Raw genomic sequence first — 13,579 nt, 5'->3', positions numbered from 1 at the left:
GGTTAAATTAGAGTACTATAGGAGTAAGCAGTAAGAAATCTATAAGATGATTATTAATTTGAATCAGTTATTTGTTATAGAGTATTTCTCTTTCACCAAATAATCGCTCCGCGACAATTCCCTTTGCTCTGCACTCCTCTATTAACCTGTTTGACTGGACAATCGGGTTTGACTCATCAGTGTATTTAATACTGCTGATAAATTCAACCCAGGGCTCCTGTCCCATGGCATAAACGTAAACTTCTTTAGGATTAAAGATGTCTACTAAAGACATTCCTTTTTTACAGTCAGACCCCGATAATCTTCGGCTATTATCCTGATCTCTTGGTAACTTTTGAGGCAATAACTGCCCATATAACCAGGATAATGGCGCTCCATCACATTCCATTCCCAGAAAAACAACATCAACATTTCCTGTTTTTCTTTGAATATGAGCGTATAATTCTGGTTCCATTATTCTTGAATCCGCAAAAAATGCCAGTTTAAAATCTCCTATCTGTACAAAATAGCAAGACTTTGTTAATATATTCAAATCACTGTGTTCTCCGGTAAATGGCACCCCTGTAATAATTGCATCCGCAAATTTCACCGATTCCATTTCATTAATAGAGATCACATTATCAAAACCAATATGGTTAAACATAAGCTTTAAATCAGGATCCTGAAGCTTACCGCTGCAAGTATTGGGAACGATAATATTTTTGATTTTATGGCGCAATGGCAACAAGGTTTCAAATAAGATATGATCCTGGTGATTATGAGTAATCAAAACGTAATCAATAGTATCAGGCAGATCCACATCCGAAAAATGATCTACTTCTGAAGCATAGCCATAATAACTGATCAGCGGGTCAACCAATATGCTGATATCTTTTGTTTCAACCAAAATACAGGCATGGCCAAAATACCGCATACGGATTTTATCACCAGCATATTTTTCATAAACGGGTGGAACTTCAGTCGTGAAAAATGTTTCAAAAAGGGCTGACTGATCGTCCGTAATACCCATTTTCTCTTTGATATAATCAATGGTCTGAGGGACTCTTTTCATTCTGGCCAGCTCATCAATTCCAGGATGATCAAAAGGGATCTCCAAATGCAGCGTATTTTCATCATTCAGCTTAGGCGTACTCAGACAGAATGGTCTGTGGTCATTGTCAGTAATCCACAGGGCCAGACTTTGAGCATTCTTATTGTAATAGGAACTCTCATATAAAAGGGGCTCAAAAAACCTGAATCCTCCATTATTATTCCGGTCATAATAGAGTTCGACATAACCTTTAAGTTCTTCTGGTACACATGCATACAGCTCTTCCATTGCGAAACCTTTTGCATCAGTTTTCAGCAATTTATCTAATTTATTGACAGCTTTTGAAAATTCCAGTACGGGCTGTTGCTTTAACAGGGTATCCTCATAAATAGCTTTGACTTCACCGACCCTTTCTATAGGTATATCCATAAAGGGACCTCCTCTTAATTTTGGATTCAGAACAGCTTCTGCATGAAGCTCCGGTGCCATTAAATAGGATTCCATGATAGTCATGTGCCGCCCGACAATGTTCATCGCAGCTGTAGCCGGAGATATGAGATGACTCCATGCATACCATTTATCGACTAATGGCTCCATGACTAAATTGGGCTTAAGGTATACTTCAGTATTTTTCATTGATAGGTTAATTTTTAGTTAATTTTACTCTAAGACAAACAATATGACATCTATTTATATTTATGCACTAAATGAATAACAAAAGCATTCAAAAGCCATAATAAGCGGATATTTTTACATTATTTATATTTATAATAGCTAATCGATAATTACAATTTCAGCACGAAAAATCACAAAAACAAATAATAATTACAAATAATTAAAATTTATTCATAAATCAGCGTTTAATCACCTATTTACAGGAAAAAATAGCTGTTGTTTATTTTGAATTAAACAAATAATATTTATTAATTTTAATTTAAAAGAAATTTAAAAATATTAATGTTACCACCTCAATGAATTGCAAGAGTATGACCTGTAGCTTAAGAAGAACTCTTCAGCTAGTATTAGTGGTCGTAGTTGAGAGGGGGTTGAAAGGGCCAATGGCCCTTTCAACCCCCTCTCAACTACGACCATAAAAGGATGACAGACTTATGGGGACTAAGCCTGTCCTTATTTGATATTAATCGTATCTGGTGTATTAAAGTTTAACAGCAACAATCCGTTAGCATTCAAGGTATAAGGATGATTCCCATTATATGACCTGTTTAATAGCCCTGCTTCTGTTAATTATATACCCAGATATTTCAATTTGATCAGCGGAAAATTTATCCTGGTTTCAAAGTTCAGATGCTCATAGAGCTGAATGGCCCTTATATTCGTGTCCACAACATGCAAAAAGGGAGTACTTCCCTGTGTTAAGTTTTTGTTGCATAATACATGCAATAACCGTTGCGCATATCCATTACCAGTATAATCAGGATGCGTGCAGACTGCGCTTAATTCAGTAAAACCGTTTAAATTAAATCTTTCTCCGGCCGCAGCAACTAGTTTACCATCTTTCTTAATTCCGTAGTAATCTCCCAGCGAAGAAGTTTTTTCTTTAAAAAAACCAGGCTGTACTAAATTGATCAGTTTTGATAACTCGCCGGTATCTAATCCGGAAAGTTTAACTATTCCATTGCTATGAACCTCTGTACTCAACGCAGGTACATAGATCATCTGTAAACAGTTTAATTTGTTCAGCAACTCCCACCCTTGCGGGATGAAGTCCAGTTCATCTTTTAAAAAGACTTCTTCATTCGCTTTAAAATATGGTGCGATTTGTCTTAACAATTCACCATCCGGACTGGCCATTCCCATAAAAGGAATAGTGTCCTCATTATATCTTTTAATTACCCGATTACCAGATGAAAAATCCTCATGAGCTGTATTCAGCGCATTCCATATGGGGTTGTCCAATAGAGACCAGTCTTTGTGCATCATAGATTAGATTTTAATATTTAACCAGTTTTTTTGAAGCTTGTAAACCATGATATCTTTGATAGTAAGTACGTTCTTTCAGCATTTCTTCCAGCTTTTGAATACTCTGTAAAAGCTGTACTTCCTGCTCAAATATCTGCTGGTTTAGCCCCATAATATCTTCCCAGAGTACCCTGTACCTGGCCAAGTCTTTCTGTCCTTTTCTTGTTAGTTTCAAGAGACGTTTCCTGCTGTCATTAACAGATTTTTCAGATTCGATGTACCCTGTTTTTTCTAAACTCTTTGCAATATGAATCACCGCAGGATGAGTAAGGTTCAGTTCTTTTGCAATCTCTGAGATACTAATACTGCTGCGTTTACTCACTAAATAATAAAGAATAAAATCTTTTGTTTCCAGCGGTAAGCCTTGCTCCTGATATATCAGGGTCATATCATTGGTCAGTGATTCATACAATCTGCGCAGTCTGGTACCAATGGCAAAAGAGCCTGATTCATTAATAATGTTTGCTATCATTGTATATATTTACGTAAATGTTTACGTAAATATATACAATAATTAGATATACAATCAATGCTTTTAACTTTCCGCGAAATCTGACCGCTATTCTACAAGGCTTTGTACCTTTATAATAAATTTGAAGCAGCAAAATTGTTAGCAAATTAAAGCAGGTTAAGCTTAGTAAAGAACCGATCAGATTAAAAGGACTTGACGGGAAAAAGAAATATAAACTGGAAGAGATTAACCTTGATCCGGGAACCTGGTCAGCGTTAAAAAAGATGTTGTTTTTTCAGAAGATTCTTAATGAATATTGGTTTAATCCGCCAATAAATGCGAGCCGGATGAGTATAATTTAAAAAAATAAAGGATTATGAGTACAGCATTGAAACTCAGATTGACAACGAAAGAATGAAACTAATTTAAATAAAATCTATATTCAATATAAAATTAAAAAAATAAACTTATTAACACAAATATTAAATTTAACAATAAATAGTTATATTAGTAAATAACTACCTGAAGCGCTCATCTCCCTCTCCTGTTACTGTGGCTGGATCTTAAACTTCACGATTAGTCCTATTGTATGTACTAAAGAAAGATAATGGCCGTAAGTCCCCACATATTTCAGCAGCTAATTCCATTGTTAGAAAAATTAATGACGGTTTCTGCTGTGGCCAAAGTGATGCTGATGGATATGGTATTTGAAGATTTTTGCAAAAAAGGAACCCGGATTCTTTACCAGAGAGAGATTCAAAAGAAATTATGGTTCATCTTTGATGGCTCGGCAAGGGAATTTAAAGAAGATAAAAATGCTGAGGTTCAGGAACAAACCCTATGGTTCTCCTTTAGTGGAGATTTACTTTATACCATTCCAGGTTTTTTTAGCGAGGCCGCTGCACCAAGTTCTATTGAGCTTTTAGAAGACAGTCATTTAGTGTATGTGAATGTGGAAGATTATTTACGATTGGAAAAAGAAACGGACTTCCTTTTTAGAAGAATCAGAGATCACTATGATGCTGTGAGACAAGAATACCAGGCCAACAGACTACATCTGAGCGGTAAGCAGAAGTATCTCCAATTGTTCAAAGCCCATCCCTCACTGTTTAACAATGCCAAAATGAAAGATATTGCGTACTTTTTAGGGATTAGTCCTAATTCTTTATCAAGGTTTAGAAAAGACAATTGACAATTTTCAACTCACCAAATGACAATTACGAATGTAATATTTGGTGTATGCGAATTCAATAAAAAGCAATCATAATACGATTCAATCCTCCCGACATTTAATCTATATTCCAAAAGGAGATCAGTCAGGATGAGAAAAGAAATCATATTGCAAGGAATTGCGACTGCAATTGCCCTGTTATTCTGTTATGCGGCTTTGAGTAAGTTGACCGACTTTACCCGGAGCAAATCAGAAATGCTAAACCAGGTATTCCCTGAATCTGTTGCATTGATTCTGGTATGGGCGATCCCTGTTTTGGAGCTACTTATTGTAGCACTGTTACTTTATAAACCATTAAGGTTAACAGGATTTTACGCTTCCTTTATTTTGCTCGCCTTATTTACTATTTATATCGCGATTACGATGACAGGAGTATTCGGCAGAATCCCATGCAGTTGTGGAGGCATCCTCAAATACATGAGTTACAGCGTACATCTGATTTTTAATATCTTTTTCCTTTTACTGGCTTTAACAGGAATTCTACTGAAAAGAACACCGATCATCAATAGCCATATTCTTAATTAACCGAATGTTTAATTGCAAAAAGAAAGGAGAGCCGCCAAAAATTGAAGAAATATCAGGAACAGCGAACAAGCTCAGCTGTCATACGATGAATTAATATTTAGCCCGAAGGAATGGAGCTTCCAGGTTTCTGAACGGTGATAAAGACAGGACACTATAAATAAATGCGCTGTCGTAATATTTATATGATGAATAAATTCTTTAAGAATGTAAATACATTCGGATTAACAGTAGTAGTGATAGCAGGTGGATTAATATTTACACAGAGCGCTTTTAAAAGTGCAAATCCGAATCGGTTTGACACTTTTTACTATTTTAATGGACAAGATAATAGTGAAATGGGAGTCGCTGGGGCCTGGGGCCCTACCTTGAATTCGAAGAAGTTCGTCTGCAATGGTCAAGAAAATACCCCTTGTAAAATTAAAGTTCCAGCTGGCCAAACTCTGGAAAATTATTTAACTAATCATACCGATGACCAAATTATTAATAGTTCATTGTCCAGAAGACAAAATAAATAATCAATAATTTAAGTCCATAGAAAGCCTTTCCTAAAAGCAATCTATGGACTTTGAAAATCTATCTCTTATTCTGCTCCATACCTGATAAACTAATTATGTCTTCCGGAATTGGCAAGGCATATCTCAAATCATTTGGTAACAACTCATAAACCTTATTATTCAAAGTCCGGGTGAGGATAATATTTGCCCCTTCTTTATTCAGCCTTTTTATATCCATCCACCTCAGTCCTCTCATCATTAACTCCTTTCTCCGCTCTTTCAAAACAATATCCAGTGCCTCAGCAGAACTTCCAGCACTATAAGGAACAAAAACCTTATTTTTATCCCAGCGCTTAACTAATAGCCCATTCAATACCACCATACTCTCATTAATCTGATCCTTTCTGGCCAAACATTCAGCCTTAATTAAGAACATTTCATTAGTAGCAACACCACTAAAAGGCCCATAACTTCCGCCATAGCTTCCTTTAAAGCGATAACTATTATCCGGATTCTTTTTAAAAAACACTTGTTTTCTTAAATCGGCTAAATCAAAACTGTCATAACTCTTTGGTACTACCATGGGCGATACACCGGATATAATAGGTGGTGTACTCATTGACTTATAGTATATAGCCTCTGTGTTATTATCTACATTGAAAGGAAAATTTACAGTAAATGAAAGTGTATTAAAATCCAGTATATCTTTTCTTAAATACAAACAGGAATCAGCATATTTATACGCGTTCTCATAATCACGCATTGATAAATAAGCCCTTGACAATAATCCATAAGCCGCAGGCTTTGAAGGTCTGAATTTAGATAAAGGTGTTACAGGTAGTAAAGCTATAGAAGCTTTCAGATCCTGAATAACCAGTTCATAAGTTTGTCGTACACTAGCTCTTTTAGTTTTTTCACTAAAAACCGTGTTTAACCGTAAAGGAAGTCCTAGATCCGATCCTGCTGTTGCCTCATCATAAGCAATTCCCCAAATTATTATACCTTCCAAATAACTATTTCCACGGCCATATAGCGCCTGGCCCTTCACATTATCCCACTCCACAGCATTTGTTCCGGATCTGGGTACCCCATCTATGCCTTGCAAAACAGTATTGTCGATATAAATCGCACTATAAACACTTGACCAGTCATTAAAGCTGCTGGCAAATAGATTATCCTTCTCCCAAACATACATTCTTCGATTTTGCACAGAGGCCAAACCATTCCATTTTGTATCAGTCAGGTAATAATCATCCGAACTTATTTCTCCACTTACCGGAGAAGAATAATTTATCCTTGACGGGTTATCCAACAGTGCCTGGAAGTCAGCTAAAGTGGTAGGGATTGCCAGTTTTTTATTCGTTTTTTCATCCAGAAATTTTTCACACCCTAAAAGGCAGATCAAACAGCTAATCAATAGAAGAGCCATTATATTTTTATATAATCTATACATTATCTATTTAATTTAAGTTGGCCCTGATTCCCAATGAAAAAGTTTTTGAAGGTTTAAGTACATTCCTACCCTGATAATCAGGATCAATATGATCTTTATTAGCCGTCCAGATCAGACCAAGATTAGCCGCATTGATATAAATTGACAGACTCTTAAAAGGAAGAAATTTCACTTTCTCCCGGTCAAGCTCATAAGAAAAATTCACATATTGTAACCTAATATGATCACCTCTATCTACTAAAACCTGTGAACCAGCATAAAAAACATCCCTGAAACTATTATTTGGATAAACAATAGCAGGAACATTGGTTTTCGACTCATCACCAGGCTGTTGCCATCTAAGGGCATAATCTGAATGACCATTATTTTGCTCAAATAAACTCCCATAATTCACAGAAGACTTTCTGAAATAATAACCAAGTTTATAAGTAAACCTAACAGTTAAACTAAGTCCTTTATAAGAGAAAGTATTACCTAAAGAACCATAAAAAGTTGGTAAAGCAGAGCCATGATAAATCAAATCATCCAATTTTACAGTAGTTCCGGTCAGCAAGTTGTAATTACTACTTACTTCACCATTTACATACCCTCTTGGGTTACCATTTAAAGGATCAAGTCCCGCCCATTTATAAGAAAACACGGCAAAAACAGGCTTACCAGATAATCCTGAAATCCTTGGACTGGCATTTACATAAGCAGAGACAGGTTGCTTTGGTAAATAATATGCAATAACTTCTTCCTTATAAAAATTTGCATTCCAATTACTTATCCAGCTAAAATTGCCCACTTTAAGATTAATACTGTTCAATTCTACATCAAAGCCATAGCCTCTTGTACTGGCCGCATTTTTCAAAATAGAAGGACCTACACCACCAGTATAATCAAGTTGGGCGTCGCCAAAAAGATTAGTACCACGCTTGTTAAAATATTCAACACTTCCACTCACCCTGCTACCCTTTAATGTAAAGTCCAAACCAAGATTCAACATTGCAGAACGCTCCCAGGTTAAATCAGGATTGCTGAAATTACTAAATCCAGCATATGGTGACGGAGTATAGTCAGAATTACCATTATAGCTAATTGTTGTCACTGCACTCATCGCAGGATCTACATTTCCACTAATCCCATAAGTGGTTCGAAATCTTAAATAAGGTATGGATCCAAATTGATAAAACTTTTCCCTGCTCAGTTCCCATGAACTACCAGCAGACCACAGCGGATTCCATCTTGCATTGGTCTTCACCCCAAAAAGGTTAGAAGCATCACTCCTTCCACTCATGGAAAAAGTATATTTTCCATTGTAAGTATAGGAGGCATTTGCATAAACAGAGACGAAACGATTCACATTCTCTTCGAGGTTTCTGTTATCGGTGATATAGCTTAAGTTTCCGCCAATAAATTCTGGAAATGGAGTCAAATAATCGACATTTACGTAATTCAATAATTGATCATACCCATATGTTCTGTTTTGATCTGAAATAGTTCTGGAATTTCTCAGTTCACCACCGGCAATAGCACTCACCTGATGCTTGCCCCATTGTCCACTATAGTTCAGCTGCCCTCTTAAGTTATGAGCCTGTAAAACAACATTAGACTGATCGAGTATGCCTCCTTTGGGCACGTTGTAAATTATTTTATTTTCCTCAGCAAACTGCGTATAGGTATTGACTAAATCCCTGGCAAAATAACTATTTAAGTCGCTCAAGTTGTTACCACCAGTTTGCTGGCGCTCATACTGATATTTTACATCTGCGTATAACCCTTTAATCAGCTTATAATTTGCACCAGCATTAATTAGTATATCACTTATTGATACCGTATTTACGACATGCTTATAGTCATCCAGCGGATAGTATTTCCAGTCCATTAACCGTCCGTTACCAGCGGTATCGAGATAACCTACCCGATTACTTTTCATTATAGCTAATGGATTTCCCTGTTCATCCGCGAAACGCGCATAAGGGAACAGGTCTGATCCAGACCTGATTTCCCCATACGCCGGTCTACCAGAACTACTTTTACTTTGTGTATAAAACGCACTCGTTGATATTTCTAAATTTTTAACAGGTTTAAATATATTTTGAAAACGCATAGAGAACCTGTTGTACTTCACGTCCAATACCGAAGAATTATGATCGTACCCCGTAGAAATGCTCCATGCATTATTCGCTGACCCACCTTTAATATTCAAAGCATATTGCTGATTTAAACCTTGCTTGTAAATATGCTGAGCATATTGATCCCTTATATCAATAGAGCTTAAGGCTGTTTTTTTAAGGTTATAAGCTTCTTCTGACAGTTCTCCTCTATCTTTCCTTATTAATAGTTCAACTACCGGTGTAAGCCCTGGCCTGTAGATTGAACTGATATCATCCGTATACTTTCCCTTGCTATACAGGAATTCTTCAATCCCTATAAAATCAGCAGAAGATATCTGTTTCAGATAGCTCAAATCAGGTTTACTGATTATTGTACTATTTACATTAAAATCAATAGTTAAAGGCTGGTTAAATCTTCCTGTTTTTGTAGTAATTACAATTACACCATTACCAGCGCGGGCTCCCCATATCGAGGTAGCTGCTGCATCCTTCAGCACTGTTATATTTTCAATATCATTAGGATTCAGGTTATCCAGGTTTCCCTCATAAGGAAAATTATCCAGGACAATTAATGCAGCTTTCGGTCCTTTAATTGTGCTTAATCCTCTTACAATAAGACTACCAGCACCACCGAGCGTACTCCTGTCTGCAAATATTCCATTCGCTACTGCCTCTAATCTCGACAATACAGTAGCCCCCACCTGCTGGTTAAATGTTTTCTGCCCTATATAATTAAAAGATCCTGTGGATCTTTCTTTGGGTAGTTTCTGGTAACCAGACGAAACTATATTGATTTCTTGCAAAATCTGTTCCTGAACTTCTAATTTAATCAGAAAAACCTCTTCATTACCAGCGCTGACAACTACTCTTTTTTTTCTATAACCCAGATGAGAAAATTCAAGCGTATCCGTTACAGATTTCAATATCAGATGGAAAGAACCATCACTGCTGGTATGTATAGTTATGTTTTTTTCGGCTATTTTGATAGTTACCCCGGCTAAAGGTTTTTTATCCTTATCAGAAACAACTCTTCCTGTAATTTTATGCTGGGCATTACCGTTTAAAGCAAAAATAAGTAATGCTAATGTTATAATTAAGTACTTCATTTTCTTTCTTCTAATCTTTATCCCTGAGTACGAACATATCTAATTCCCTTATTCCTGCTATCAATTCCAGATCATAAGCCTTTAATGATTGTCGTAAAGCGGTCAGATCATCCCTTTTAAGAACCTGGATATCTACAGGTTCTTTATATCCTGTTTCGTCAATTAAAGGCATATTGATAAAGGGGAGTTCACTGATACGCAGCAGCAGGATGGTTAATGGATAGTTGATCAGTTTAGCATCTGGATCTGTAAACCGTTGACTTTTTGGAGTACCACCTTTGGTCTTCATTTTATCAACTTTACTTGTCCGCCTCAATACCAGGCATTTTACTTTTATTTTTTCTATACTTCCACGGTAATCAGAATATCGGTTCAGCTCATCAAAAACATGTTGATATACTAACGTATCTTTCAACTCAGGTGCATTACCAGCATATGTGTAAAATCCATTAGGGCCTGCTCCACTTTTATGCGCAATCAATGCAGGATCTTTAACCAGTATCAGGCTCCTGGTTTTACTATAGGTTTTACCCCGCTGTTTAAATAAACCTGATGCTACTTGTTCATACATACTCAAAAGGGCCATATTGGTAATATTTAAACCTGTTAGTTTACCAGCTTTATTAAATTGCTCATTGACCCCTGAGCCAAGACCATCATACAAACCTTTCAAAAAAACAGAATAATGTTTTAACTCATTATTTTTTAAAAGTTCATTGTTAATAAAAAGCGGTTCAGCATCATCCAGGTCTACTTTTAAACGCATATCTCCAATACTATCGCTACTTAAAAACCGATCAATATTTTCTATGGTGATCTGATCACTAGTGGTTGTTGCTACCACATTGCCTGCCTGATCCAGCCATACATAATGAGGAAGATAGATATGGGGAAATAATTGATCCAGTATTATATCATTAGTAACTACTGGGATGACTGACGGCTTACCCTTATAGAATTTCTCAAGAAAAGGTAATACCTCTTCTTTTGGCTGATAAGCTACTTTAATGAACTGAACCTCTCCCCCATAATTCTTTTGCAGTTTTTCTATTTTCGGGAAATTAACCAAACAGGACGTACACCATGTTGCCCAGAAATCAAGAATAATCAGTTTAGCCTTAAAATCAGAAAGATTAGTTTTTGTAGTCTTATAATTATAAATATTAGTCAATGTTACATCAGGGATTCTATCCCCTATTTTAACAGGTTTATAAGTTGGTTTCGTTACCTGAATCTGAGCCTGTACGCTTAAAAAAAGGCAAAGCGTGGCCATAGCGATTATTGAGATCGTTTTTTTCATGTTTATTGGTTAGTGATGATTAAAAAATCAGATCAATACAATTCTTATCAGAATTGATTAACCGGCAGTCAAAAAGGTTTTAGGTTATGGTTTTAGGTTTCTGTGCATACAGGATGCATCACGACAATTGTCGGAAGGAAGGATAAATAATCTTAAAGTATAGGAATAAGCCTCTGTTTAATACACGTATGATAAGGAAAATCATCATACAATATTTCTCTATTCTAGATATCTATTAAATCATAGTGTAAAGATATAATTCTGAATCCACAATAACAACTATTTCATTAATAATGAGGACAGATTTATATCTCTTTTTGATTTATTATGGAAGAAAATGAATATCTGAGGGCTGAACTAGTTGGAAAACAGCTTACTTCTCTACTTAATCAAACAGGCATTAATGTGACAGGATTGGCAATTGCAACTGATATCTCTTTAAACCATCTCCGTACAATAAAAAATGGAAAAGCCTCTATTTCAAGTAAAACCGCCGGAAAGATAGCAGATTTCTTCGGAGTAGAGATTGATGTGATCTTCTCAGCCAAACTCTTTAAACTCAAAAAATGGGATACTATAGAGCCCATCAAAAACTTTTACGAAGAAAATGTCAACAATCCTCAGTTCTTCGTTGCCAGACAAGGAGAAGAAAGTATAGCTTATTTCATAAAAAAGGAATTAATTCCAACTTTCTTCTTTGCTGAACAGAGAGAAGTTAATTATGTCAGAAAATATATAAAAAAAGAATATAAACGGGATTTCAGCAGCAAAGAAATCTCAAGACAACTCAACAGGTTAACGGAGTCAGGTGTCCTGTCTAAAGAAGACAAAACGGGAAATAAGAGTATATACTTATACAAGCTTAAATCAAAAAAGGGCTCTTAATAAGCAATATACCCATCCTATATCAAGCCCCCGGTCAGGGTGCTATCATTTGCATTACCATTAATTGTATTAGGTACGGGATATCTCCTGTTTTTAATTTGCTTGTAACTACATTAGCCCATTGTTTAAAATCATCATTTCTTTGTCCTGTCAAATTAAAACATCCTTTTATGAAAGCGTATTTGTTTCTGTTGTTAGCGATTATCAGTGAAATTACCGGAACCACTTTTTTGAAAAAATCTGATGGCTTTACAAAATTACTTCCGAGTGCTATTTCAATTACAGGCATAGTCCTTGCCTTTTATTTCATGAGCATAGCCGTTAAAACTATGCCTGTAGGAACTGCTTATGCAATTTGGGCCGGTGCAGGTATCGTTTTCATTACTATTATCGGAATCTTTGTCTATCAGCAAATCCCTGACACCCCTGCGCTTATTGGAATGACCTTAATTGTTGCCGGGGTAGTAATCATTAACTTATTCTCTAAAACAGCGGGACATTAAGTTTATTCTAGCTATCCATTGATTGTCATGAACTATTCCGATAAAGTATTTTTTTATTCTACAGGATAGCCGTGATCAATCCAGTCGGTTTTGATATTTGTTGGAAGTTCCAATAACCTCACATTTGTAAATTTCTGATCCACAAAAGCTTTAAATGCTGGTCTGATGTTCGGGCATCTGTCCATCGGGCAACATCCGCAATAAATTACAATAGCTTTATTTTTAGCCGTGGTCTTCAGAATTTCCTTCAGCTTATTCAGATTCTCTGTTTCACTTGCTGCACCCAGATTCGTTGCCCCTTTTATATTTTGAACAACTCCGATATTGTAAACCTTAACATCTTCTTTCTTACTGATCATTCCAGCCAGTGCTGCAGGCGAAATCAACTGCCCCTCTTTCCATGGATTAGTTTGAAAACTGGACTTTGAAACCTGTGCATAACCAACAGCTGTTGTCGCTGTAAATAGTAATAAAATAAATGATAATTTTAATAGCATATTTTTAAACATAGTCCGGGGCAAT

Annotated in this window: 12 protein-coding genes; 5 read left to right on the top strand and 7 right to left on the bottom strand. The window is 36.1% G+C overall.

The features are described from left to right. Positions 1 to 67: 67 nt before the first annotated feature. The 3 genes from AB3G38_RS01330 to AB3G38_RS01320 all read right to left on the bottom strand — a co-directional run bounded on the left by AB3G38_RS01330 (position 68) and on the right by AB3G38_RS01320 (position 3,482). On the bottom strand, positions 68 to 1,666 hold the full coding sequence (locus tag AB3G38_RS01330; RefSeq protein WP_367866696.1) for an MBL fold metallo-hydrolase: 1,599 nt from the start codon (positions 1,664 to 1,666) through the stop codon (positions 68 to 70). A 609-nt stretch (positions 1,667 to 2,275) separates the two neighbouring features. Continuing rightward, positions 2,276 to 2,971 carry a GNAT family N-acetyltransferase gene (locus AB3G38_RS01325; RefSeq protein ID WP_367866695.1) on the bottom strand — a complete coding sequence of 232 codons (696 nt, stop codon included), beginning with the start codon at positions 2,969 to 2,971 and terminating at the stop codon, positions 2,276 to 2,278. 10 nt (positions 2,972 to 2,981) lie between these two features. Beyond that, the gene (locus AB3G38_RS01320) at positions 2,982 to 3,482 is read right to left on the bottom strand and encodes a MarR family winged helix-turn-helix transcriptional regulator (RefSeq protein WP_367866694.1); all 501 of its coding nucleotides are present in this window, start codon (positions 3,480 to 3,482) and stop codon (positions 2,982 to 2,984) included. Between the two features lie 640 nt (positions 3,483 to 4,122). On the opposite strand from AB3G38_RS01320, the gene AB3G38_RS01315 reads away from it, so the two are divergent. The 3 genes from AB3G38_RS01315 to AB3G38_RS01305 all read left to right on the top strand — a co-directional run bounded on the left by AB3G38_RS01315 (position 4,123) and on the right by AB3G38_RS01305 (position 5,732). Continuing rightward, positions 4,123 to 4,653 carry a Crp/Fnr family transcriptional regulator gene (locus tag AB3G38_RS01315; protein WP_367866693.1) on the top strand — a complete coding sequence of 177 codons (531 nt, stop codon included), beginning with the start codon at positions 4,123 to 4,125 and terminating at the stop codon, positions 4,651 to 4,653. A gap of 129 nt (positions 4,654 to 4,782) precedes the next feature. Further along, positions 4,783 to 5,217 (top strand): MauE/DoxX family redox-associated membrane protein, encoded by a 435-nt coding sequence (locus AB3G38_RS01310; protein ID WP_367866692.1) that lies wholly within the window; start codon positions 4,783 to 4,785, stop codon positions 5,215 to 5,217. A gap of 182 nt (positions 5,218 to 5,399) precedes the next feature. Continuing rightward, positions 5,400 to 5,732, top strand: a complete 333-nt coding sequence (locus tag AB3G38_RS01305; protein ID WP_367866691.1) for a hypothetical protein — start codon at positions 5,400 to 5,402, stop codon at positions 5,730 to 5,732. Positions 5,733 to 5,790: 58 nt separating this feature from the next. Here AB3G38_RS01305 and AB3G38_RS01300 read toward each other — a convergent pair whose 3' ends face one another. From AB3G38_RS01300 to AB3G38_RS01290, 3 genes are read right to left on the bottom strand one after another with little or no spacing between them, the layout of a single operon-like run. Further along, the gene (locus AB3G38_RS01300) at positions 5,791 to 7,164 is read right to left on the bottom strand and encodes a RagB/SusD family nutrient uptake outer membrane protein (RefSeq protein WP_367866690.1); all 1,374 of its coding nucleotides are present in this window, start codon (positions 7,162 to 7,164) and stop codon (positions 5,791 to 5,793) included. A 7-nt stretch (positions 7,165 to 7,171) separates the two neighbouring features. Continuing rightward, entirely contained in the window at positions 7,172 to 10,369 is a 3,198-nt protein-coding gene (locus tag AB3G38_RS01295) for a SusC/RagA family TonB-linked outer membrane protein (protein WP_367866689.1), read from the bottom strand. A gap of 10 nt (positions 10,370 to 10,379) precedes the next feature. Further along, positions 10,380 to 11,669: a TlpA family protein disulfide reductase gene (locus AB3G38_RS01290; protein ID WP_367866688.1), complete on the bottom strand. Its 1,290-nt coding sequence runs from the start codon at positions 11,667 to 11,669 to the stop codon at positions 10,380 to 10,382. 327 nt (positions 11,670 to 11,996) lie between these two features. On the opposite strand from AB3G38_RS01290, the gene AB3G38_RS01285 reads away from it, so the two are divergent. Further along, positions 11,997 to 12,554: a helix-turn-helix domain-containing protein gene (locus AB3G38_RS01285; protein WP_367866687.1), complete on the top strand. Its 558-nt coding sequence runs from the start codon at positions 11,997 to 11,999 to the stop codon at positions 12,552 to 12,554. A gap of 170 nt (positions 12,555 to 12,724) precedes the next feature. Then, entirely contained in the window at positions 12,725 to 13,057 is a 333-nt protein-coding gene (locus AB3G38_RS01280; RefSeq protein ID WP_367866686.1) for a multidrug efflux SMR transporter, read from the top strand. Positions 13,058 to 13,110: 53 nt separating this feature from the next. Here AB3G38_RS01280 and AB3G38_RS01275 read toward each other — a convergent pair whose 3' ends face one another. Further along, positions 13,111 to 13,554 (bottom strand): rhodanese-like domain-containing protein, encoded by a 444-nt coding sequence (locus tag AB3G38_RS01275; RefSeq protein WP_367866685.1) that lies wholly within the window; start codon positions 13,552 to 13,554, stop codon positions 13,111 to 13,113. Between the last annotated feature and the right edge of the window lie 25 nt (positions 13,555 to 13,579).

Source organism: Pedobacter sp. WC2423 (genome assembly GCF_040822065.1).
In the GTDB taxonomy this organism is placed as follows: domain Bacteria; phylum Bacteroidota; class Bacteroidia; order Sphingobacteriales; family Sphingobacteriaceae; genus Pedobacter.
The sequence above is the reverse complement of the archived record's forward strand: the minus strand, read 5'-3'. Positions and strand labels throughout refer to the sequence as shown.

Coding starts and splice junctions, on each gene's coding strand:
- AB3G38_RS01290 (WP_367866688.1), bottom strand. CDS start 11,669: ATGAAAAAAACGATCTCAATAATCGCTATGGCCACGCTTTGCCTTTTT.
- AB3G38_RS01320 (WP_367866694.1), bottom strand. CDS start 3,482: ATGATAGCAAACATTATTAATGAATCAGGCTCTTTTGCCATTGGTACC.
- AB3G38_RS01275 (WP_367866685.1), bottom strand. CDS start 13,554: ATGCTATTAAAATTATCATTTATTTTATTACTATTTACAGCGACAACA.
- AB3G38_RS01295 (WP_367866689.1), bottom strand. CDS start 10,369: ATGAAGTACTTAATTATAACATTAGCATTACTTATTTTTGCTTTAAAC.
- AB3G38_RS01305 (WP_367866691.1), top strand. CDS start 5,400: ATGATGAATAAATTCTTTAAGAATGTAAATACATTCGGATTAACAGTA.
- AB3G38_RS01300 (WP_367866690.1), bottom strand. CDS start 7,164: ATGTATAGATTATATAAAAATATAATGGCTCTTCTATTGATTAGCTGT.
- AB3G38_RS01280 (WP_367866686.1), top strand. CDS start 12,725: ATGAAAGCGTATTTGTTTCTGTTGTTAGCGATTATCAGTGAAATTACC.
- AB3G38_RS01330 (WP_367866696.1), bottom strand. CDS start 1,666: ATGAAAAATACTGAAGTATACCTTAAGCCCAATTTAGTCATGGAGCCA.
- AB3G38_RS01325 (WP_367866695.1), bottom strand. CDS start 2,971: ATGATGCACAAAGACTGGTCTCTATTGGACAACCCCATATGGAATGCG.
- AB3G38_RS01315 (WP_367866693.1), top strand. CDS start 4,123: ATGACGGTTTCTGCTGTGGCCAAAGTGATGCTGATGGATATGGTATTT.
- AB3G38_RS01310 (WP_367866692.1), top strand. CDS start 4,783: ATGAGAAAAGAAATCATATTGCAAGGAATTGCGACTGCAATTGCCCTG.
- AB3G38_RS01285 (WP_367866687.1), top strand. CDS start 11,997: ATGGAAGAAAATGAATATCTGAGGGCTGAACTAGTTGGAAAACAGCTT.